The 20,601-nt window shown below is 65.8% G+C and carries 19 protein-coding genes and 1 pseudogene; 4 read left to right on the forward strand and 16 right to left on the reverse strand.

Translation table 11 applies throughout. The features are described 5' to 3' along the window. Positions 1 to 7: 7 nt before the first annotated feature. From QZ497_RS09730 to QZ497_RS09770, 9 genes are all read right to left on the reverse strand, one after another. Entirely contained in the window at positions 8 to 649 is a 642-nt protein-coding gene (locus QZ497_RS09730; protein ID WP_295473631.1) for a tetratricopeptide repeat protein, read from the reverse strand. Further along, a complete protein-coding gene (locus QZ497_RS09735) occupies positions 646 to 1,455 on the reverse strand; it encodes an SDR family oxidoreductase (protein WP_295473633.1) in 810 nt (269 codons plus the stop codon). The genes QZ497_RS09730 and QZ497_RS09735 overlap by 4 nt, the downstream gene beginning before the upstream one ends. Continuing rightward, positions 1,442 to 2,128, reverse strand: coding sequence for an iron-containing redox enzyme family protein (locus QZ497_RS09740; protein WP_295473636.1), 687 nt, complete (start codon positions 2,126 to 2,128; stop codon positions 1,442 to 1,444). Before QZ497_RS09740 ends, QZ497_RS09735 begins: the two co-directional genes overlap by 14 nt. After that, on the reverse strand, positions 2,125 to 3,603 hold the full coding sequence (locus QZ497_RS09745) for an AMP-binding protein (protein ID WP_295473638.1): 1,479 nt from the start codon (positions 3,601 to 3,603) through the stop codon (positions 2,125 to 2,127). The genes QZ497_RS09740 and QZ497_RS09745 overlap by 4 nt, the downstream gene beginning before the upstream one ends. Then, entirely contained in the window at positions 3,593 to 4,270 is a 678-nt protein-coding gene (locus QZ497_RS09750; protein ID WP_295473640.1) for a thermostable hemolysin, read from the reverse strand. Before QZ497_RS09750 ends, QZ497_RS09745 begins: the two co-directional genes overlap by 11 nt. Positions 4,271 to 4,750: 480 nt before the next feature. Then, complete coding sequence (locus QZ497_RS09755; RefSeq protein WP_295473642.1) at positions 4,751 to 6,517, reverse strand: ABC transporter ATP-binding protein; 1,767 nt, start codon at positions 6,515 to 6,517, stop codon at positions 4,751 to 4,753. Next, on the reverse strand, positions 6,507 to 7,691 hold the full coding sequence (locus QZ497_RS09760; protein WP_295473645.1) for a beta-glucosidase: 1,185 nt from the start codon (positions 7,689 to 7,691) through the stop codon (positions 6,507 to 6,509). The genes QZ497_RS09755 and QZ497_RS09760 overlap by 11 nt, the downstream gene beginning before the upstream one ends. Beyond that, positions 7,678 to 8,847: a UDP-galactopyranose mutase gene (gene glf, locus QZ497_RS09765; RefSeq protein WP_295473648.1), complete on the reverse strand. Its 1,170-nt coding sequence runs from the start codon at positions 8,845 to 8,847 to the stop codon at positions 7,678 to 7,680. Before glf ends, QZ497_RS09760 begins: the two co-directional genes overlap by 14 nt. Continuing rightward, positions 8,835 to 9,992, reverse strand: coding sequence for a glycosyltransferase (locus QZ497_RS09770; RefSeq protein ID WP_295473650.1), 1,158 nt, complete (start codon positions 9,990 to 9,992; stop codon positions 8,835 to 8,837). The genes glf and QZ497_RS09770 overlap by 13 nt, the downstream gene beginning before the upstream one ends. A gap of 302 nt (positions 9,993 to 10,294) precedes the next feature. On the opposite strand from QZ497_RS09770, the gene galE reads away from it, so the two are divergent. Next, positions 10,295 to 11,329, forward strand: a complete 1,035-nt coding sequence (gene galE / locus QZ497_RS09775; protein ID WP_295473653.1) for a UDP-glucose 4-epimerase GalE — start codon at positions 10,295 to 10,297, stop codon at positions 11,327 to 11,329. A 93-nt stretch (positions 11,330 to 11,422) separates the two neighbouring features. On the opposite strand, the gene QZ497_RS09780 is transcribed toward galE, so the two are convergent. Continuing rightward, positions 11,423 to 11,689: a DUF3077 domain-containing protein gene (locus QZ497_RS09780; RefSeq protein WP_295473656.1), complete on the reverse strand. Its 267-nt coding sequence runs from the start codon at positions 11,687 to 11,689 to the stop codon at positions 11,423 to 11,425. Positions 11,690 to 12,262: 573 nt separating this feature from the next. Here QZ497_RS09780 and QZ497_RS09785 point away from each other — a divergent pair. Then, positions 12,263 to 13,237: a histidine kinase dimerization/phosphoacceptor domain -containing protein gene (locus tag QZ497_RS09785; protein ID WP_295473659.1), complete on the forward strand. Its 975-nt coding sequence runs from the start codon at positions 12,263 to 12,265 to the stop codon at positions 13,235 to 13,237. A 220-nt stretch (positions 13,238 to 13,457) separates the two neighbouring features. On the opposite strand, the gene QZ497_RS21860 is transcribed toward QZ497_RS09785, so the two are convergent. The 4 genes and pseudogenes from QZ497_RS21860 to QZ497_RS09800 all read right to left on the reverse strand — a co-directional run bounded on the left by QZ497_RS21860 (position 13,458) and on the right by QZ497_RS09800 (position 14,815). Next, positions 13,458 to 13,514: a hypothetical protein gene (locus QZ497_RS21860; protein WP_365355733.1), complete on the reverse strand. Its 57-nt coding sequence runs from the start codon at positions 13,512 to 13,514 to the stop codon at positions 13,458 to 13,460. A gap of 4 nt (positions 13,515 to 13,518) precedes the next feature. Then, positions 13,519 to 13,680, reverse strand: a pseudogene (locus tag QZ497_RS09790) (DUF1289 domain-containing protein); the annotation flags it as partial. After that, the gene (locus QZ497_RS09795) at positions 13,670 to 14,203 is read right to left on the reverse strand and encodes a gamma carbonic anhydrase family protein (protein ID WP_295473665.1); all 534 of its coding nucleotides are present in this window, start codon (positions 14,201 to 14,203) and stop codon (positions 13,670 to 13,672) included. The pseudogene QZ497_RS09790 and the gene QZ497_RS09795, both read right to left, overlap by 11 nt. 9 nt (positions 14,204 to 14,212) lie before the next feature. Continuing rightward, positions 14,213 to 14,815, reverse strand: coding sequence for a CoA pyrophosphatase (locus QZ497_RS09800; RefSeq protein WP_295473668.1), 603 nt, complete (start codon positions 14,813 to 14,815; stop codon positions 14,213 to 14,215). A 206-nt stretch (positions 14,816 to 15,021) separates the two neighbouring features. Between QZ497_RS09800 and QZ497_RS09805 the strand changes: the two genes are divergently transcribed. Together QZ497_RS09805 and QZ497_RS09810 are read left to right on the forward strand one after the other, a co-directional pair. After that, complete coding sequence (locus tag QZ497_RS09805) at positions 15,022 to 15,567, forward strand: NUDIX hydrolase (RefSeq protein ID WP_295473670.1); 546 nt, start codon at positions 15,022 to 15,024, stop codon at positions 15,565 to 15,567. A gap of 42 nt (positions 15,568 to 15,609) precedes the next feature. Next, positions 15,610 to 16,173 (forward strand): L,D-transpeptidase family protein, encoded by a 564-nt coding sequence (locus tag QZ497_RS09810; protein ID WP_295473674.1) that lies wholly within the window; start codon positions 15,610 to 15,612, stop codon positions 16,171 to 16,173. Between the two features lie 145 nt (positions 16,174 to 16,318). Here the strand turns inward: QZ497_RS09810 and QZ497_RS09815 are convergent, their stop codons facing one another. Next, positions 16,319 to 16,630: a YqfO family protein gene (locus QZ497_RS09815; protein ID WP_295473677.1), complete on the reverse strand. Its 312-nt coding sequence runs from the start codon at positions 16,628 to 16,630 to the stop codon at positions 16,319 to 16,321. Between the two features lie 4 nt (positions 16,631 to 16,634). Then, positions 16,635 to 20,534 carry a phosphoribosylformylglycinamidine synthase gene (gene purL / locus QZ497_RS09820; protein ID WP_295473680.1) on the reverse strand — a complete coding sequence of 1,300 codons (3,900 nt, stop codon included), beginning with the start codon at positions 20,532 to 20,534 and terminating at the stop codon, positions 16,635 to 16,637. Positions 20,535 to 20,601 lie beyond the last annotated feature (67 nt).

The following is a 20,601-nucleotide window of genomic DNA, read 5'->3' on the forward strand; positions in this document are numbered from 1 at the left end:
TGCTCCACTAGTTCAACTTCTTGTCGACGTCTGCCAGCAACTGCTGGATTTCCTGGCGCCGCCCGGCGTCGGCCACTTCCCGGCCCGGACGCGGTGCGGCCTGCAGGGCCTGCTTCAGCGCATCCCTGGCTTGAGCATAGTGCCCCTGGCGGAACAGATGATCACCCCAGAAGTACAGGGTATCGATGCCTTGCGGGTTGATCTTGAGGGCCTGCTGCAAAAGTTTGTCGGCCTTGTCGGCATCGCCGAAGCCCACCGGCCAGCCCGGCACCCGATCATAGAGCGCCGCCAGGCTGGTGTAGGCCGAGCCTTGCAGAGCCTGCGGGTCGATGGCCATGGCCTTTTCCAGTTCCTCGCGGGCCAGCTTGACCTTGCTCAGCGCACCCAGGCCGCCCTGGGCACCGGCCCAGCTGCTATGCACGATGCCCGACCAGATCCACGCCTCGGCAGCAGCGGGCCGCTCGCGGGTGAAACCTTCGGCCTGTTGCGACAATTGCTCGAAGGCGGCTGCGCGCTGCGCTTCGGGGGTCTGGTACTGGATCTTCGCCCACTGTTGCTGGATACCGGCCAGGCGTTGCTGGTCGGCGTTGTCGAGGGCCCAGGCCGGCAGGCTGAGCAGGCAGGCCAGGGCGATCAGGGGATATTTCATGGCTGGCGGGGTCCTTGTGGGTCGTGGGCACTGAACTGGCGGATCAGCGGCAGGTGTTTGCGCAGGCCGCGGTCGATCAGCGCGGGCAGCAGGTTGTTGATGCGCACGAACAAGCGCTCCGGCCAGCCCAGGTACAGCTCGGTGCGGTCGCCGGCAATGGCATGCACCACTGCGCTGGCGACCCGCACCGGGTCGTCCACCTGGGTATTGAGCGCCGCATTCAGGGCTTGGGCGGCGGAGCTGTTCATGCCGGTGCGGGTCGCCCGTGGCGCCACGTACAGCACATGCACATTGGAGTCGGCCAGCTCGCGACGCAGCGCCTCGGAGAAACCGCGCAGACCGAACTTGCTGGCGCAGTACGCGGCATAACCGGCATAGCCCAGCGATCCGTAGGTGGAGCCGACATTCACCAGCATCGCACTGCCGGCCTGCTTGAGGCCCGGCAGCAGCTGGCGGGTCAGCAGCATTGGCGCCAGCAGGTTGATCTGCAGCATCGCCTCGATGTCGGCTTCCGGCAGCTGTTCGAGCATGGCGAAGTGGTTGACGCCCGCGGCGTTGATCAGCAGGTTGAAACCGTCCATGCCCTGGCTGGCGGCCAGCACCCGCTGGCGCCCGGCTGCAGTGCCCAGGTCGGCCTCCAGCCACCGCAGGCGCTCCGGGTAGAGCTTGAGCAGCGGCTCCAGTGCCGCACCGCTGCGCGACACCGCCAGCACCCGGGCGCCCTCGGCGCACAGCGCCGCCGCAATATGCAAACCGATGCCACCGCTGGCCCCGGTCAGAATCACCCGCGCATCATGCAGCTGCATGGCAGTCTCCAGACGACAGTGCATCACCGTCGGGCAAGGTTTCGAACATGGCGGCGTACAGGCGGTACACCACCTTGCAGGCATGGATCACCGCCTGCTGGTCGGCCGGGTCGTCGAGGCGGTCCATCAGCTTGCGGAAATGCTCCATGTGGCCGATGTCCAGGCTGCCGTGCGACTGCAGGTAGCTGAACGCGGTTTCCGGCAGGCCCAGACGGGTCTTGATCGCCCCGGCGGCGTGGGTGGCCAGGGCGATGCTGGTGCCTTCCAGCACGTTGACCATGCCGAACAGCCCCACCGGGTTGCCACGCGCGACCTGGTCGTAAAGGAACGCCACCATCAGTTCGATCGGCAGGCTCGGGGTGCCATCGCGTACCGCGTCGGCATCCGCGCCACAGGCGCGCAGGTCGTTGAGAATCCACTGCTCGTGGCCGTATTCCTCTTCGATGTACTCGCACACCGCGCCGCGCAGCCACTCCAGGCGGGTCGGCAGGCGCGCGCCGCAGGCCATCATCAGCGGTACGGTATGCCGCACGTGGTAGAACGCCTGGGCCAGGAACGCCTGGTAGCTCGGCAGAGTGACCTCGCCGGCCAGCGCCTTGCGAATGATCGGCTGATTGAAGAGCGCCTGGCGCTCCTGCTCGGTGGCGGCTTGCAGTTGCTGGAAGAAACTCATGAGGCGATGTCCTCGGCGGCAGGGTTGGCAATGAGCAAATGCTGGTAATGCGCGATGATCGCGTCGCGGCGCGGGCGTCCGTTGCTGGTGAGCATCCCGTTGTCGGGAGTGAACGGCTGGTCCAGGCGACTCCAGGCATGCACCTGGGCATAGCCCGGCAGGGCCTGGTTGGCGCGTTCCACGGCCTCCTGGATCTGCGTGTCGGCGCTGGCCGGATTCAGCGGCCACAGCAAGGCGTGATTGCGCGGTTGCGCCTCGCCGTACACGAAGGCCTGGGCGATCACACCGCCCTGGGTCAGCTCGGCCTCGATCCATTCCGGATTGACGTTGCGGCCGTAGCTGGTGATGAACTGGTTCTTCTTGCGACCGTGTAGGTACAGGTAGCCGTCCTCGTCGAACTGGCCGAGGTCGCCGGTCGGCCACCACACCGGCACGGCCGAGGGGTCGCCCAGGTAGCCGAGCATCGCATTGCTGCTGACCAGCACTTCGCCGTCGTCGGCCAGGCGTACCTGCACGTGGGGCAGCGGCTTGCCGACACTGCCCGGCCGTTGCAGACCGGGGCGGTTGAGCGATACCACCGAGGCGCATTCGGACAAGCCATAGCCTTCATGCACTGGCAGGCCCAGGGCGAGGGCGCGCTTGAGCAACGGCGTGCTGACCCGGGCACCACCCACCGCCAGAAAACGGAACCAGCCTGGCGCCAGATAGCCCTGCTCGGCAGCGCCAACCAGCACCTGCAGCAGTTGCGGCACCAGAATCAGGCTGTCCGGGCGGCGCTCGGCCAGGATGGCCAGCAGCGCCTGCAGGTCCAGGCTCGAAGCGCCCTGCAGGCCCAGGCGCTGCTGCGAAGGCAGGCTAACGGTCGCGCCCAGCCACAGCGCCGCGTAGCAGCCGACGTTTTCCAGCAGCACGGCCAGGGGCAGCAAGGCCATCTGATGGCTGGCACCACTGGCCTGGGTGGCGGCCGCCAGCGCCTGGGTCACGCCGAGGATGCCGGCCGCGCTCAGGCACACGCCTTTGGGCGTGCCGGTCGAGCCGGAGGTGTAAGTCAGCTTGGCAGTACCGGGCGGCAGCGACGTGTGCGCCCGCTCGCGGAACCAGAACAGGCCGGCGCGGTGATAGCCGATGGCTTCCAGTTCGGCGTCATGCGCCAGGTCGGCAAGCACGGTGTACACCTGGCTCTGTTCCAGGCAGTGACGGCGCTGCGCTGCGGTGAAGAACGGCGGCAAAAGAATGCAGGGAATCTCTTCGAACAGCGCGGCCAGGTCCCACAGCAGGGTGTTGGTGGCGTCGGCCAGTGCCAGGCCCAGCGAACTTGCCTGTACATCACGCAGCCACTCACGGCGCAGGTCGATTTCGGCTTGCAGGCTGGCGTAGTCGACGCTGCGCTCGTCACCCCACAGGGCGGTAACCAGCGGACGCTCGACAGCGTGTAGCGCCAGGCGCTGTTGAAAGGCATGCAGTTCAGGCGACATGACAATGAGGCTCCAAGGTCAGGGGCAGACCGTAACGGTCGAACAGGCCCGATTGGCTGAGGTGGTCAAAGCCGGCGCGGATGTCGCCGATGTGTACGCTGGGCTGGGTGTCGTAGTAGCGGCCCCATTCATGGCGTTGTTCACCCAGGCGCTGTGGGTCGGCAGTGCACAGGGTCACCGGACGCAGGCCCAGGCGGCGGAAGCTGTTCACCAGCGCGGTGTTGCCGGTGAAGGTCACCCATTGCAGGCCGCGCACGGCCAGCAGCCAGGTCACGGTGATGATGCTCAGCCGTGCACTGCCCAGGCTGCAGGCGGCCAGGTTGCCGACTTCGACGATCTGTTGGCGATCAGGCTGGAGGCCGCTGCGTTCACCGACCAGTTGCTCGATGGGCGCATCCAGGTATTGCTCCAGGAACAGCCGCTGCTCGGCCGCCAGACGCACCCCGGCGGCGGCGCACAGTTCACCGTCCGGCCCGCGCAGGCCCCAGAGTTCGGGCATGAACTGCCGTACCTCGGCGCCGTGGGCTTCGAAGAAACGCTGCTGGATGAAGGTTTCCAGCGCAGCACGCTGCGGCTCGCCGACCAATTGCCGTTCCAGGGCCAGGGACGCGCTGCTGCCGTGGCCGAACCACAGGGGACTTGCAAGATTCCAATCGACAGCGGGCATCGGGGCACCCCCAGAGCAATGTGTGGGGCGAGTATCAGCAGCGAGTCTTAAGGAAGTCTGAAGAGGCCTTAATAAAGGCTGAATGAGTGGAACTGCAGACAGCGGCTGGGGTGATCCGGTAGCAGGCTTCAGCCGCAATACGGCTCAGTCAGACCGGGTAGCAGCGGCTTCAGCCGCGAAGCGACCGCCTGTGCACAACAGATGCAGTGAATTTCCTGGTGCTTTCGCGGCTAAAGCCGCTCCCACCGGGCCACACCCGCTCAACCGAACGGTATTGGCTTGAGCCGCCAAGCGGGGTCGCCTTAAACCGTTGGAGCGAGCTTGCTCGCGATGACTGCGTCACGTTCACAACAAATACATGGGTTTTGCCGACCTGTTCGCGAGCAAGCTCGCTCCAACAAAAGCAGGGGGCGCTTGACTGACCATTACTGGCTTCAGCGCGGATTTTCGCGGCTGCGCCTAGCGGGCTGCATGCCCGCCTCACCCGGCGCGAAAGATCGCCTGCTCCATTCCCTGCGCCTGGCACAGCATGCGAAAGCGCCCGTGGCGACGATGCAGTGCCTCCGGGGGGCCGTCTTCGATCACGCGGCCGTCCTGCAGCACCAGAATGCGGTCGAAGCCGGCCAGGGTCGACAGGCGGTGCGCCACGGCCAGTACGGTACGGCCCTGCATCAGCCGTTGCAGGGCCAGTTGCACCATCGCTTCGGACTCCGAATCCAGCGCCGAAGTCGCCTCGTCGAGGATCAGGATCGGCGCATTCTTCAGGAATGCCCGAGCCAACCCCAGACGCTGGCGCTGGCCGCCGGAGAGCAGCACCCCGCGCTCACCCACGCGGGTCTGCATGCCCTGTGGCAGCGCCGCGATGAACGTCTCGCAACAGGCATGCCGCGCCGCTTCGGCGATCTGCTGGGCGGTGGCGTGGGGCTGGCCATAGCCGATGTTCTCTTCGATGCTGCGATTGAACAGCGCCGGTTCCTGGGGCACCACGGCGATCTGCCGACGCAGGCTGTCCTGGCTGACCGAACGCAGATCACGGTCGTCGATGAGAATCGCCCCGGCACTGACGTCGTCCAGGCGCTGCAACAGGTTGATCAGTGTCGACTTGCCGCTGCCGGAGGGGCCGACGATACCCACCTTCTGCCCTGCCGGAATGTCCAGGAACAGATGCTCGAAGGCCGGGCGACCGTCGGCGTGCCGGTAGCTGACATCCACCAGGCGGATACTGCCGCGCCCGCCGGCCATCTGCTGGCCGCTGTCGTGCAAGGCATGGGGTCGGGCGATGATCGCCAGGGTTTCGGCAATCACCCCCAGTTGCTGCGAGCTGTCCACCAGCGCCAGGGCCAGGTCCCGCGAGCCATGCAGGATGCGAAAGGTCAGCGCACTGACCATCACCACGTCGCCGGGACTGACGCGTCCCAGTTGCCACTGCCACAGCGCCCAGCCGAGCATGGCGCCGGCCATCAGAGTCATGCACAGGTCGTGCACCGCGCGGACCTTTTCCAGGTGCAGCCAGCTGCGCCGCTGAGCCCGTGCTTCGATGCCGATGGCGCGCTCCAGGCGACTGCGCTCGCGCTCCCTGGCCGAGAACGCCTTGATCGTCCAGACATTGTTCACCTGATCGACGATCTCACCGCTCACCTGTGCGGCCTGGGTGGCGAACGCCATGTGCAGGGTACGCCCGCGCAAGCCCATCAGGGTGATGACCCAGGCCACCAGCAGCACGCTGCCCAGCAGGCCGAGGCCCATGGACAACTGCACGCTGAACAGCACGATCACCGCACCGAGGAAGTCCACGCAGGGCGGAATGATCTTCCACGCCAGGCCGGCGTACAGGTACCCGGCCACACCGCCGGCCGAGGCGATGCGGTTGGCCAGGGCGCCGGCGAAGTGCCCGCTGAAGTAGCCCATGGCGTGGCCGGTCAGGTGGTGGAACAGGTCGACACGCAGGTCGGCACAGGTGGCCACCACCGTGCGGCAACCCAGGTAGCCACCCAGGCGCCAGAGCAGGTTCTCCAACACGATCAGCGCGATGAACAGGCTGAACGGCTGCCAGATGTGCGCACTGCCCGAACCGCCGGCGGCCATGCCGTCCACCAGCAGCTTCATGGCGTATTGCACCGCCACTGCGCAGCCGGACGCGCCAACGATCAGCAGCAACAGGCTGCCGAACGCCCCGGCACGTCGCCACACGTAACGCCACAGGAAGGCCAGGGCGCGGCCCGGCAACGCACGGGGTTCAGTGTTCATCATGGTCTCGGCCCGTTGCCGGGGCAAAACGCGCCGCAGCAGCCTGCATCGCCACTTGCAACGGGCGGTGCACCGGTCGCCGGCCTTGGGCATCGGGGTAACCGAACAGCCCGGCGGCGCAATAGCGGTCGTTGTCCCAACCGGGGTAGTCGAGAAACGGATACCAGCACAGCCCCTCGACCGGCACGCCACGGGCCAGGGCAAGCTGCAGCTGGTCGACGATGTAGTTCAGCCAGGGCACCCGCTGCTCGCCCTCGGTGCCGGTTTCCGAGAGCAACAGCGGGCGCTGGTAACGCTGGTACACCTCACTGAGCATGCCCACCAGCGGGCGGAAGTCCGCGCTGTCGGGCGAGATGCGCGGCCCTTGGAAATACCACTGGTTCGCCGGGTAGTAATTGACGCCCAGCACATCCAGGTAGTCTTCACGACCGCCCAGCCCCGGCCAGCGGCGCCCGGTAAGCATGTCCAGGGCCTGGAACTGCGCCTGGCGGTAGGCTTCGGCGGCGGCGACACGCTCGGCACGCCGAGAGGCAGAAACCACGTTCACCAGCGGCTCGCACTGCATGAAGCGCGCGCCAGGGTCGACCTCGCGGATCGCCTCGATCGCCGCGATGCTGGCGCGCACCAACTGGTGCTTGAGTTCATCGCCACGGCCCTGGGCAGCGGGCCTGATGCCCCCCACCTCGCCGCCTGCCCAGCTCCAGTAGGAGATTTCATTGACCGGCGTATAGAACGGCGCCGCGATGCCCTCCTCGCGCAGCCAGCGTGCGGCGGCCCCGGCGTAGCGTGCGAAGCGCTCGACGAACGCCGGGCGCCAGATGTCCAGGCCGTCGGGGTAGCCGTAGTGGCACAGGTCCCAGATCACCTGCACGCCGCAGGCCTGGGCGGCGCGCAGTTGCGGCCGCAGGCTGCGCCAGTCGTAGCGCCCGGACTGGCGCTCGATCAGGTGCCAGCGCAGGCCATCGCGCACGCAGCGGATACCCAGCGCGGCCAGTTGCTGGTAGTCCTGCGTGGCCCAGGCCGCATGCCCGGTGGACGCCAGCAGGTCGAGGCGTCGGCCGTCGGCGCGTCGGTGCGCGGCGCATTCGTAGCCGGCCATCAGGAAACTGCTGAAGATACGCCCTGGCACGTGGCGACCTCCTTGCACGGGCAATGCCGGTTCAGCCTGGCTCATCGAAACCGCTCACCGGCACGCCCGCCTGCCGGGCGATGCGCTGGAACAGTGCCAGTGCCTGGCCGACCACCTGATCCATGTTGTAGTACTTGTAGGTGCCCAGGCGGCCCAGGAAGGTGACGTTGGCGGTGCGCTCTGCCAGAGCCTTGTAGCGCCGGTACAGCTCGGCATTCTCCGGGCGCGGCACCGGGTAATAGGGCTCGCCCTCGGCGCACGGGAATTCCCGAGTGATGCTGGTACAGGCGTGGTGCTGGCCGGTGAGGTGCTTGTATTCGGTGATGCGTGTCCAGGGCACCTCGGCGGCCGGGTAGTTGACCACCGCCACCGGCTGGTACCACGGCTGTTCCAGCGTCTGGTGTTCGAAACGCAGCGAGCGGTAGGGCAGGCGCCCGTAACAATGCTCGAAGTACTCGTCGATCGGCCCGCAATACACCAGCTGGCGATAGCGCAGCGCATGGCGCACGCGGCGAAAGTCGGTGCCCAGCAACAGGTCGATGCCCGGCTGGTCGAGCATGCGTTCGAACATTCGCGTATAGCCGTGCAGCGGCATCATCTGGAAGCTGTCGGTGAAATAGCGATCGTCGTCGCTGGTGCGGGTCGGTACACGGGCGGTGACGGACCTGTCCAATTCGGCAGGGTCCAGCCCCCATTGCTTGCGGGTGTAGCCGCGAAAGAACTTCTCGTACAGCTCGCGGCCCACCTGGCTGACCACCACGTCTTCGGCACTGCGAATCGGATCGACCGGCTCGGCGCGCGCCGCCAGGAAAACCTCGGCCTGCGCCGGGTCCATGGCTAGGCCGTAGAGGCGGTTGAGGGTGGTGAGGTTGATCGGAATCGGCAGCAACTGACCGTCCACCTGCGCCAGCACCCGATGCTCGTAAGGCCGCCAGGCGGTGAAGCGCGACAGGTATTCGACGATACGCGGGGCGTTGGTGTGGAAGATGTGCGGGCCATAGCGATGCACGCGCACACCGGCAGCGTCCAGGTGGTCGTAGGCATTGCCGCCAATGTGCTCACGGCGGTCGAGCAGCAGCACACGGCGGCCCAGCTGGCTGGCCAGGCGCTCGGCCAATACGCTGCCAGCGAAGCCGGCGCCGACGATCAGGTAATCGTAGGCTGGCGCGCCCAAGGCCTGGGGCAAGTTCAGCGCTGGCATTCGATCTGCTCCCTGATCAGCTCGCAGGTGCTGTCCCACGACATGTTCTTGATCAGGCTGTCGACCTTCTCCACCACTTGCCACGGCTCGCGGGCCAGCTGCAGGGCCGCTTCGGCGGCGGCAATGAATTCGTCGGGCGTGGCGCCGATCAGTACCGCGCCGTTGCCATCGAAGCGGTTGAGCACGTCATGAATGGGCGTGGACACCACCGGCCTGCCTCCGGCCAGGTACTCGGGGGCCTTGGTCGGGCTGATGAAGCGCGTCAACTCATTCATGGCAAAGGGCATCAGCGCCACCTCCCAGCCCGCCAGGTAGGCCGGCAGCTCGGCGTAGGGCCGCGCCCCCAGGTAATGCAGGTTGGCCAGGCGCGGCAGCGTGGCCGGGTCGATCTTCACCACCGGACCGATCAGCACGATCTGCCAGGCCGGTCGCTGGCGGGCCAGCGCTTCGAGCAAGGCCAGGTCGAGCCGCTCGTCGATGACACCGAAGTACCCCAGGCGTGGCCGGCCGATGCCCGCCTGATCCGGCGGCTCGGGCTGCGCCTCACGGGCCTTGGCGAAGTGCGCGATATCCACGCCGCTGGGCAACAGGTGCACGTTGCCGTGACGCTGGGTGCGGGACTTCCACAGGCTGTAGCCGCCGGCGAACACCACGTCGGCGCGGGCCAGCAGTTCGTGCTCCAGCTCCGTCAGGCGCGCCGGTGCATGGCGAAACGCCGACAGCTCGTCCATGCAATCGAAGATCACCATCTGCCCTTGCAGGTGCGCGCTGAAGGTCATGCTCATCGGCGTGAAGTACCACAGCAGCAGCGAGGTCAGCGACTGCGGCGCCAGCCAGGTATCGAGCAACTGGCGCTGGGCATCGGCCACCTGAGCTTCATCCAGCCCGGCCGGCAGCCGTGGCAGCAGCACCGTCACCCCCTCGGCCACCGTCTGGGTATCCAGCACGGCGTCCGGACGTTCTTCGAACAGCGGTTCTTCGAAGAACGCCACGTCGTAGTCACGCGCCAGACGCGACATCAGTTGCTGCGGGCGCTGCCAGACGAAATTCCAGCGCAGGTGCGAAAAGCACAGCAGCAGCGGCCGCGCCGAGCTGGGTGGCAAGGGGGTCAACGGGGACTGTCCGGGCTGTCGCTCAGGCTTCATGGAGGCGCTCCTGTCAGGGTTGGGTCGAACGACCGGCACCTTGAGGGTCCCGGCGCTCTGCGGCTGGCCAAGCAAGGACCGGGACCACTGACACTCCGCCTTGTGCCTGTTTGGAGGCCCCTCCGCGCCTGCCGTTCAGCCCTTTCGTCGCCAGCCGATGAAGGGCCGCCGCCGCTGGCCCCCTGGCCCTGAACTCCAGCGCCACCCCGGCACCCTGAAGAGAATGATCCGCTATCCGAGCCCGCTTCCCGGATGCGCACGCTGGCCGTGCCGCCGGCACGGCCCACCGGGAGGGCTCACGGATGATTCTGGTCACAGGGGGTACCGGCTACATTGGCGCGCACATCGCCGTGGAGCTGTTGGCGCTTAACCACGAGGTGCTGCTGCTCGACAACCTGAGCAACAGCTCACCCGACGTGCTGGCGCGCATCGCCCGGCTGAGCGGGCAGGCACCGCGCTTCATCCGCGCCGACGTGCGCAACCGCCCGGTGCTGGACAACCTGCTGCGCCGCCACCGCATCACGGCGGTCATCCACTGCGCCGGGCTCAAGGCAGTGGCCGAGAGCGTGCGCGAGCCGCTGCGCTACTTCGACACCAATGTCAGTGGCAGCCTCACGCTGTTCCAGGCCATGGCCGACGCCGGGGTGTTCAAGCTGGTGTTCAGTTCTTCGGCCACGGTATATGGCCAGTGCGAGCACATGCCCATCGCCGAAAGCTGCCCCACCGGCCTGCCGGCCAGCCCCTATGGGCAATCCAAGCTGATGGCCGAACAGGTAATCACCAGCATGGCCGCCGCCGACCCCCGCTGGTCGGTGGCCCTGCTGCGTTATTTCAACCCGATTGGCGCGCATGCTTCCGGGCTGCTGGGCGAACGCCCCAGCCATACGCCGAACAATCTGCTGCCCTACCTGCTGCAGGTGGCCAGCGGCGAGCGCGCGGTGCTGCGCATTTTCGGCCACGACTACCCGACCCCGGACGGCACCGGGGTACGCGACTACGTGCATGTGGCGGACCTGGCTGCCGGGCACTGCCATGCGCTGCGCTACCTGCTGGCCCATAACGGCGTGCACCTGTGGAACATGGGCACCGGTCACGGTCATTCGGTGCTGGAGGTGGTAGCGGCCTTCGAACAGGTCACCGGCGTGCGCATTGCGCGGGTCTTCGAGGCGCGCCGCCAGGGCGATATCGCGCGTTGCTGGGCCGACCCGAGCAAGGCCGCCCGGCAACTGCAATGGCGCGCCCGGCATTGCCTGGAGCGCATGCTCGCCGATGCCTGGCGCTGGCAGTGCAACGGCCTGGCGGACCAGGACCGCAGTCGCCAGGCGCTGGCCGAGTAAGCGGCTTGAGCCACGAGGCGGCGTCATGTTCACAGCAGATGCAGGGGCTGTGCTGACCCTTTCGCGGCTCAAGCCTGCCAGCCAGAACCGGGCTCAGTGCTGACTCACCTCACCGGCAGACAACGGCTGCAGCTGGTCGATCAAGTGGTGTGCCAGCTGACGTGCCTGGATGACCAGGTGCATGGTGCTCATGGCCAGGTCGCGGGCCTGGCCTTGCAGGTTGTCACCGCACTCGTAGGCCGTGGCGGTGGCGCAACGCAGCACATCGTACAGCTCGCAGAGCTGGGTCTCGAAGGCGGTGATGAGGTGTTCGGGAACCGGAACGGGGAATGGCGGATCGGGGACGAGTTTCTTGGTCATCGGTACAACTCCTATGCGCTCATGAAAGCGCCACCGTTCGCGGCCAAGCGAATGGGTGGCAACTGCACAAGGGTTGGCCGACCGGATCATAGGCACTCCGGCACACCCGAAGGTGTCCCTTGCGCAGCTGCCATGGAGCATCGTCGCGAGGGTTACCCCACGAAGAAGTTTGCTGGCGTGCTGCGCCTATGATGGTGAACCGGGCGGCCAAGCCCTGCCGCTTTGTCAGCGACGGCAGGCAGCCTAGTCAGCAGGGTCCATGGGCGCAAGCGGCCGGGATTCTCTCGGAAAAGTCCTTCAAGAGAAAGAGAGGCATCTTGCAATCAGCCCGCGAGACCGGCCACCCCGCGACCTTTTTGCCCTGCCCCCCGGGCTGTGACGCACCTGCCAGACAACAGGCGCCACAAAACCGTAGCTGCTGGCCTTGCGGCTGATATAGGATGCCGGGCTGCTGAGGGATCAGCATGGGACCGTTCCGGGCCCGGCGCGACACTCACCGCTTCACCGGTCTCCATTACCTGACTCGGGGTTCCCTTGGCTGAGCACTTCCCTCTCCTGCAACGGACAATGGCGTTGTCCAACGCACTGCGCGCCCGTCCGCGGCTGGCCTACAGCGTGAGCGTGATCATGTTCATCCTCAGCCTGTTCGCCCGGCTCGAACTGATGGAAGAACTGCCGCAGGGCTTTCCCTACCTGACCTTCTTCCCGGCGGTGATTCTTACCGCATTCTTCTGCGGCACCCTGCCCAGTGCGTTGTGTGCGGTGTTGTCCGGGCTGGCCGCCTGGTACTGGCTGATCACCCCCGGGCAGCCGTTCAGCCTGAGTGGCGGAGCGCTGCTGGCCCTGGCGTTCTTCGCCTTCATCGTCGCCGTCGATATCCTGCTGATCCACTTCATGCACAGCACCGGCACCCGTCTGCTTCGCGAACAGCGGGTGATCCGCGAGCTGTACGAGCGGCAGAACGTGATGTTCGCCGAGCTGCAGCACCGCGTGGCCAACAACATGCAGTTCATCTCCAGCATCCTGTACCTGGGCAAGCAGAACATCCGCAAAGGCGCAGACCCGGTGGAAGTGCTCAAGGACGCCCAGCAGCGCCTGCAGGGGATCTCGCGTATTCACCGGCGCCTCTACGACCCCAGCCGCGCCGACCTGCCGGTGTCGGCCTGCCTGGCCGAGCTGTGCGAAGACTTGATGGAGATCAGCGACAACCCGCAAGTGCACTGCGAAGTCGAACCCAGCGAGGCACGCCTGGACCTGACGCGCCTGACGACGCTGTCGATGCTGGTCGCCGAGCTGGTGACCAACGCCCTCAAGCATGCCTTCCCCGACGACCAGCCGGGATTGATCACGGTCTCGTTGCAGCCTGTGCAACCCGAGGGGTACCGCCTGGTGATCAGCGACAACGGCAAAGGCTTCACCGGCCCGGACGGCCACCCCGACCCGCGCAGCCTGGGCCTGAAGATCATCGCCAGCTTCGCCGCGCAACTGGGCGCCACGCCGGTATGGCGCAATGATCAGGGTACGCAGGTGGAGATGGTGTTTCGTTGATTGGCCCGGGTTGGGCGAGCTTTTCAGGCGGCGGCTTCAGCCGCGAAAGGCTTTCCGGCCAAAGCCAATACTGTTCGATTAAGCGCTTTGCGGCTTGTGGGAGCGAGCTTGCTCGCGAAAAGCGGGCAAAGTTGCTGAATTTGCTGTGAACGTGACGCCGCCTTCGCGAGCAAGCTCGCTCCCACGGTCTAACTGACCAGTATTGCGGCTAACGCCGGTCCTACTGCGAAAAGCCTTCAGAGGCTCCAGAGCACGCCTTGTGCCTTGGCCCGTTCATGGCACAGAACCAATACGGCGCGGCGTTCGTCGTTGCTCATGCGGCTCCAGCCGGTGATTTCCTGCACGCTGCGTTGGCAGCCGGTGCAGATGTCGGCCTCGTCCAGGGCACAGATGCTCACGCACGGCGAGCGCACGGGTTTTTCAGGGGGCTGTTCAGTCGTCATTGTCTTCCTGCACTGCCAGGTCGCGGGCGTAGCGCTGGGCGTTGTGGACGTAATGCGCGGCGCTGGCTTCGAGCAGCTTCTTCTGCGCGTCGGTGAGTTCACGCACCACCTTGCCCGGCGTGCCCATCACCAGTGAACCGTCGGGAATCACCTTGCCTTCGCCGACCAGCGCATTGGCGCCGATGATGCAGTGCTTGCCGATCTTCGCGCCGTTGAGGATCACCGCGTTGATGCCGATGAGGCTGTAGTCGTCCACCGTGCAGCCATGCAGCATGGCGTTGTGACCGATGGTCACGCCCTTGCCGATGGTCAGCGGCGAGCCCATGTCAGTGTGCATCACCGTGCCGTCCTGCACGTTGCTGTCTTCGCCAATATGAATGAGTTCGTTGTCGCCGCGCAGCACGGCACCGAACCAGACACTGGCGCCCTTCTCCAGGCGTACCTTGCCGATCAGCGTGGCAGTGGGCGCGGTCCAGCTTTCGGGGTGGGTCTGCACACGGGCATTGCCCAGGCGGTAGTTCATGGCGGGTCCTCAGGCGTTCTTGTCGTAGGGGCGCGGGGGCAGGCTCAGGTCGATGTTGGCGTCGTAGAGCACGTTCATCAGCTCGACGATCATCAGCGCGGTCAGGCCCCAGATCTTGTACTCGCCATAACGATAGCTGGGCACGTACCAACTGCGACCCTCGTAGTCGATACGGTGGGTGTGTTCGCGTACGTCTTTGCGGAAGAACTCCAGCGGCACACTGAAAACCGCGGCGATCTCGGCATCATTGGGCCGGTACTCGACGAAATCGGGAATGATCCCCACGTAGGGAGTGACCTTGATGCCGTAGCGCGACACCACCGGGCTCAACGGCCCGACCACCTCGACCAGGCCCGGTGGCAGGCCGATCTCTTCTTCGGCCTCGCGCAGGGCGGTGAAGGTCAGGTCGGGGTCTTCGGGGTCGCGGCGCCCGCCGGGAAACGCCACTTCGCCGCCGTGGGTGGACAAGCCGCTGGCGCGCAGGGTCAGCACCAGTTCCGGCTCGTCACTGCGGGTGACCGGCAACAGCACGGCGGCTTCCGGAAAGCGCTGATCCGTCTCCAGAACACCTGGCACATGACTGCTTACGCGGCGAAGTAGCTCATCCAGCATGGAAAATCCCGATCAGTTAAGCGACACCGGCCCGGAGCCGGACCGGCCTGGAATCAAGCGGCGACAACCTTGGCATCATGCACCAAAGCGGCGGCACGCCCAAGCCCCTGTCGGCCAACGCTGCGTCTGCACGCCGCGCAGAACTTGCTGACTGCCCATGCGAAAGGCCAAGATGGACGCCTGCATCCAGCGATCGAATACCCCATATGAATTTCTGCAGTCATTGCGGCCAACCCGTGGCCTTGCGCATTCCCGAAGGCGACAGCCGCCTGCGCTACGTGTGCGACCACTGCCACACCATTCATTACCAGAACCCCAATATCGTGGCCGGCTGCCTGGTCACCGTGGGCGACCAGGTGCTGCTGTGCCGTCGCGCCATCGAACCCCGGCACGGCTACTGGACCCTGCCAGCCGGGTTCATGGAGAACGGCGAGACCATCGAGCAGGCCGCCCGCCGCGAGACGGTCGAGGAAGCCTGCGCCAGCCTGCACGAGTTGCAGTTGTACATGCTCATCGACGTGCCGCACATCAACCAGGTGCACGTGTTCTACCGTGGCGAACTCGCCGAGGGCGGCTTTGCCGCCGGTGTCGAGAGCCTGGAGGTGCAATTGTTCGACGAAGCCGACATTCCATGGGATGACCTGGCTTTCATGACGGTCAGGCGTACCCTAGAATGCTTCTTCGCAGACCGGCGTAAACAGCACTACCCTGTGCATACCCAGGCCCTGCCCCCTTCCCGTCCCGTTCAATAACCTAGCCTGGCCCGTCACGGACGCGCCTTCAGGAAGATGTCGATGCGCTGGTTGTTCGCTGTGTTGTGCCTGTCGTTCGCTTCCGCCTCCCAGGCGGCCTTCACCCAGACCATCGTGCCCAAGGGCAGCGAGCAGAAGGTCATCGGCGACAAGGTGATCAACACCACGCCGCTGACCCAGCGGCGTATCGACAAGGTGCTGGTGCTCAAGTCGAGCCGCCAGTTGCAGCTGATCAGCGAAGGCGAGGCGCTGAAGACCTACCGCATCTCGCTGGGCAAGAACCCCAAGGGCGCCAAGTTGCAGGAAGGCGACAAGCGCACGCCAGAGGGCTTCTACTGGCTCGACTGGCGCAAGCCCAGCAACAAGTACAACCTGTCCATGCACATTTCCTACCCCAACGCCGCCGACAGCGAACGCTCGCGCCGTGAAGGCGTGAAGCCGGGCAGCATGATCATGATCCACGGCACGCCCATCGACGAAGAGTACCCGGAGTGGTACTTCCATACGCTGGACTGGACAGAAGGGTGCATCGCGATGAAGAACAACGACATGCGCGAAGTCTGGGACTTGGTGAAGGACGGGACGCTGATCGAAATCAGACCTTGATGGGGTGATCGCTTGGTTGAAGCGAGATCAATCAAGCACATTCGGACTTTGTTGGAGCGAGCTTGCTCACGAAAAGGCCGAACGATTCACTGAATGTGTGACGAAACCATCGCGAGCAAGCTCGCTGCAACGGACAAACCGATAGTTAGAAGTCTTCCAGGCGCCAGACTTCGTAGGCTGGCGTTTCATACGGGTGGCTGTGCTTGAGGGCCGCCACTGCCGCACGAATCAGCTCGTCGGCGACGACCAGCTCGACCTTCCACTCCTCGACCTGTTCAACCACTCCGCTCTGCCCGATGAACGGCTGGCTGCCGTCCAGCGGGCGGAACTGGCCAAGGCCCAGCACCTGCCACGCACAGTGGTCGTAGTCGCCGATCCGGCCGCCACCGGCGGCGAATACGGCGGCCTTGACCGGCTCCAGGTGGCTGGTCGGGACGAAGAAGGCGAGCTTGTACACCCTGTCAGTCGACCCAGACGCGGGCGTTGCGGAACATGCGCATCCAGGCGCCGTCTTCGTTCCAGTCGTCCGGACGCCAGGAGTTCTGCACGGCACGGAACACCCGCTCTGGGTGCGGCATCATGATGGTCACGCGACCGTCACGAGTCGTCATGCCGCCGATACCGCGTGGCGAACCGTTCGGGTTGGCCGGATAGGTCTCGGTGGTCTTGCCGTGGTTGTCGACGTAACGCAGCGCCACGGTGCCCGAGGCGTCGGCCTGTTGCAGCGCGCTGGCACTGGCGAACTCGGCATGGCCTTCGCCGTGGGCGATGGCGATCGGCATACGCGAACCGGCCATGCCCTGCAGGAAGATCGACGGCGACTCCTGGATCTGCACCAGCGCCACACGGGCCTCGAACTGCTCGGAGCGGTTGCGCACGAAGTGCGGCCACAGCTCGCTGCCTGGAATCAGTTCGTGCAGGTTGGAGAGCATCTGGCAACCGTTGCACACGCCCAGGGTGAAGCTGTCGCTGCGCTCGAAGAAGCCCTGGAAGGCATCACGGGCACGGGCGTTGAACAGCGCCGACTTGGCCCAGCCTTCGCCAGCGCCCAGCACGTCACCGTAGGAGAAGCCGCCACAGGCGACCAGGCCCTTGAAGGTGTTGAGGTCGACACGACCGGCAAGGATATCGCTCATGTGCACGTCGACGGCATTGAAGCCGGCGCGGTCGAAGGCTGCCGCCATCTCGACCTGACCGTTGACGCCCTGCTCGCGCAGTACCGCGACCTGTGGACGCACACCGGTCTTGATGTACGGCGCGGCGATGTCTTCATTGACGTCGAAGCCCAGCTTCACGTTCAGGCCCGGGTTGTCTTCTTCCAGCAGCAGGTCGAATTCCTGGTCGGCGCACTCCGGGTTGTCGCGCAGGCGCTGGATGCGATAGCTAGTTTCAGCCCAACCGCGATGCAGCTGGTGGCGCTGACCGCTGAACACGGCCTGGCCCTGGTAGCTGATGGACACTTCGTCGTTGTTCAGCGGCTTGCCGATCACCGACACGCAGTTGGCCGACAGGCCGGCAGCGCTGAACTGGGCCAGCACACCGGCGGTGGCGTCCTGGCGAACCTGGATCACCGCACCGAGTTCTTCGTTGAACAGGATGCCGGCAACTTCGCTGACGTTCTCGGCCAGACCGTCGAGGCACAGTTGCAGGCCGCAGTGGCCGGCGAAAGCCATTTCCAGCACGGTGACCAGCAGGCCACCGTCGGAACGGTCGTGGTAGGCCAGCAGGTGGCCGTCGGCGTTCAGGCCCTGGATGACCGCGAAGAACGCCTTGAGGTCTTCGGCGTCGTCGACGTCAGGGGCGCTGCGGCCCAGCTTGCCATGCACCTGGGCGAGGATCGAACCGCCCATGCGGTCCTGGCCACGGCCGAGGTCGATGAGGATCAGGTCGGTTTCGCCCTTGTCCATGCGCAGTTGCGGGGTCAGGGTCTGGCGAATGTCGGTGACCGGGGCGAAGCCGCTGACGATCAGCGACATCGGCGAGGTGACGCTCTTGTCGACGCCCTCGTCGCTCCAGCGGGTCTTCATCGACATGGAGTCCTTGCCCACCGGAATGGTCAGGCCCAGCTCGGGGCACAGTTCCATGCCGACGGCCTTGACGGTGTCGTACAGGCGGGCATCTTCACCCGGGTGGCCAGCGGCGGACATCCAGTTGGCCGACAGCTTGATGTCGGACAGCTTGCCGATACGCGCGGCGGCCAGGTTGGTCAGGGTCTCGCCGATGGCCATGCGGCCGGAGGCCGGGGCATCGAGCAGGGCCAGCGGGGTGCGCTCGCCCATGGCCATGGCTTCACCGGTGTTGACGTCGAAGCTGGTGGCGGTCACGGCGCAGTCGGCGACCGGCACCTGCCACGGGCCGACCATCTGGTCACGGGCCACCAGGCCGGTGATCGAACGGTCGCCGATGGTGATCAGGAAGCTCTTGCTGGCTACGGCCGGGTGATGCAGCACGCGCTGCACGCTGTCGGCGATGTCCAGGGTGCTCGGGTCGAAGTCGTCGCCCAGCTCGGCTTCACGCTGCACAGAGCGGTGCATGCGTGGCGGCTTGCCAAGCAGCACTTCCAGCGGCATGTCCACCGGACTGTTGCCGAAGTGGCTGTCGGTGACGGTCAGGTGCGGTTCGGCGGTGGCTTCACCGACCACCGCGAACGGGCAGCGCTCGCGCTCGCAGATGGCCTTGAAGCGCTCGAAGTTTTCGGCGCTGACGGCCAGCACGTAGCGTTCCTGGGATTCGTTGCTCCAGATTTCGTGCGGCGCCATGCCCGGTTCGTCGTTGGGCACGTTACGCAGCTCAAAACGGCCGCCACGGCCACCGTCGTTGACCAGTTCAGGGAAGGCATTGGACAGGCCGCCGGCACCGACGTCGTGGATGAACGCGATCGGGTTGGCGTCGCCCAGTTGCCAGCAGCGGTCGATGACCTCCTGGCAGCGGCGTTCCATTTCCGGGTTCTCGCGCTGCACCGAAGCGAAGTCGAGGTCTGCCGAGCTGCTGCCGGTGTCGACCGACGAAGCCGCGCCGCCGCCCAGGCCGATGAGCATGGCCGGGCCGCCGAGGACGATCAGCTTGGCACCGACTTCGATTTCGCCCTTCTGCACGTGCTCGCCACGGATGTTGCCCAGGCCGCCGGCCAGCATGATCGGCTTGTGGTAGCCGCGTACTTCGCTGCCGCGCGGGGTGTCGATGGACTGCTCGAAGGTCCGGAAGTAGCCGGTCAGCGCCGGACGGCCGAATTCGTTGTTGAACGCCGCGCCGCCCAGCGGGCCTTCGATCATGATGTCCAGGGCGGTGACGATGCGCTCGGGCTTGCCGTAGGGCTTCTCCCAGGGCTGTTCGAAGCCGGGGATCTGCAGGTTGGACACGGTGAAGCCGGTCAGGCCCGCCTTGGGCTTGGAGCCGCGACCGGTGGCGCCTTCATCGCGGATCTCGCCGCCGGAACCGGTGGAAGCACCGGAGAATGGCGAAATGGCGGTCGGGTGGTTGTGGGTCTCGACCTTCATGAGGATGTGCACCGGCTCCTGCACCGCGCCGTACTGGCGGGTCTCAGGATTCGGGAAGAAGCGCCCGGCCACGTTACCGACGATCACCGAGGCGTTGTCCTTGTAAGCGGACAGCACGCCTTCGCTGTGCATCTGGTAGGTGTTCTTGATCATGCCGAACAGGCTCTTTTCCTGGCTTTCGCCATCGATGTCCCAGCTGGCATTGAAGATCTTGTGGCGGCAGTGCTCGGAGTTGGCCTGGGCGAACATCATCAGCTCGATGTCGTTCGGGTTGCGGTTCAGGCCGATGAAGCTCTTCACCAGGTAGTCGACTTCGTCTTCAGCCAAGGCCAGGCCCAGGTCGACGTTGGCCTTTTCCAGGGCCGCACGACCGCCGCCGAGCACGTCGACGCTGGTCAGCGGTTTGGGCTGGGCGTGGCTGAACAGGCCGGCGGCCTGCTCCAGGTCGCTGAGCACCACCTGGGTCATGCGGTCGTGCAGTACGGCGGCGATGGCCTGCTGGTCGGCTTCGGCGAAGTCGCCCTGTACATAGAAGGCAATGCCCCGCTCGATGCGCTGGATCTTGTCCAGGCCGCAGTTGCGGGCAATGTCGCTGGCCTTGCTGGACCACGGCGAAATGGTGCCGAAGCGCGGCATGACCAGGAACAGCCGGCCGACCGGCTCCTGTACCGCAACGCTCGGGCCGTACTTCAGCAGACGGTCGAGGACCTGCTGCTCCTGGTCGCTCAGGGCGCCGGAGACTTCAGCGAAGTGAGCGAATTCGGCGTACAGGCCATGAACAGCTGAAACTTTTTGTTTCAGTTGTTCCAGCAATTTGCTGTGGCGAAAGGCAGAAAGGGCAGGAGCACCACGCAGGATCAACATCGTCGGGACAGCCTCGGGAAGGGGGGTGTACTTTGAGGCCACGCATTCTAGCCTAAAGCAGCCTTTC

Source organism: uncultured Pseudomonas sp. (assembly GCF_913777995.1).
Taxonomy (GTDB): domain Bacteria; phylum Pseudomonadota; class Gammaproteobacteria; order Pseudomonadales; family Pseudomonadaceae; genus Aquipseudomonas.

Coding starts and splice junctions, on each gene's coding strand:
- QZ497_RS09730 (WP_295473631.1), bottom strand. CDS start 649: ATGAAATATCCCCTGATCGCCCTGGCCTGCCTGCTCAGCCTGCCGGCC.
- QZ497_RS09735 (WP_295473633.1), bottom strand. CDS start 1,455: ATGCAGCTGCATGATGCGCGGGTGATTCTGACCGGGGCCAGCGGTGGC.
- QZ497_RS09740 (WP_295473636.1), bottom strand. CDS start 2,128: ATGAGTTTCTTCCAGCAACTGCAAGCCGCCACCGAGCAGGAGCGCCAG.
- QZ497_RS09745 (WP_295473638.1), bottom strand. CDS start 3,603: ATGTCGCCTGAACTGCATGCCTTTCAACAGCGCCTGGCGCTACACGCT.
- QZ497_RS09750 (WP_295473640.1), bottom strand. CDS start 4,270: ATGCCCGCTGTCGATTGGAATCTTGCAAGTCCCCTGTGGTTCGGCCAC.
- QZ497_RS09755 (WP_295473642.1), bottom strand. CDS start 6,517: ATGAACACTGAACCCCGTGCGTTGCCGGGCCGCGCCCTGGCCTTCCTG.
- QZ497_RS09760 (WP_295473645.1), bottom strand. CDS start 7,691: ATGAGCCAGGCTGAACCGGCATTGCCCGTGCAAGGAGGTCGCCACGTG.
- glf (WP_295473648.1), bottom strand. CDS start 8,847: ATGCCAGCGCTGAACTTGCCCCAGGCCTTGGGCGCGCCAGCCTACGAT.
- QZ497_RS09770 (WP_295473650.1), bottom strand. CDS start 9,992: ATGAAGCCTGAGCGACAGCCCGGACAGTCCCCGTTGACCCCCTTGCCA.
- galE (WP_295473653.1), top strand. CDS start 10,295: ATGATTCTGGTCACAGGGGGTACCGGCTACATTGGCGCGCACATCGCC.
- QZ497_RS09780 (WP_295473656.1), bottom strand. CDS start 11,689: ATGACCAAGAAACTCGTCCCCGATCCGCCATTCCCCGTTCCGGTTCCC.
- QZ497_RS09795 (WP_295473665.1), bottom strand. CDS start 14,203: ATGAACTACCGCCTGGGCAATGCCCGTGTGCAGACCCACCCCGAAAGC.
- QZ497_RS09800 (WP_295473668.1), bottom strand. CDS start 14,815: ATGCTGGATGAGCTACTTCGCCGCGTAAGCAGTCATGTGCCAGGTGTT.
- QZ497_RS09805 (WP_295473670.1), top strand. CDS start 15,022: ATGAATTTCTGCAGTCATTGCGGCCAACCCGTGGCCTTGCGCATTCCC.
- QZ497_RS09810 (WP_295473674.1), top strand. CDS start 15,610: ATGCGCTGGTTGTTCGCTGTGTTGTGCCTGTCGTTCGCTTCCGCCTCC.
- purL (WP_295473680.1), bottom strand. CDS start 20,534: ATGTTGATCCTGCGTGGTGCTCCTGCCCTTTCTGCCTTTCGCCACAGC.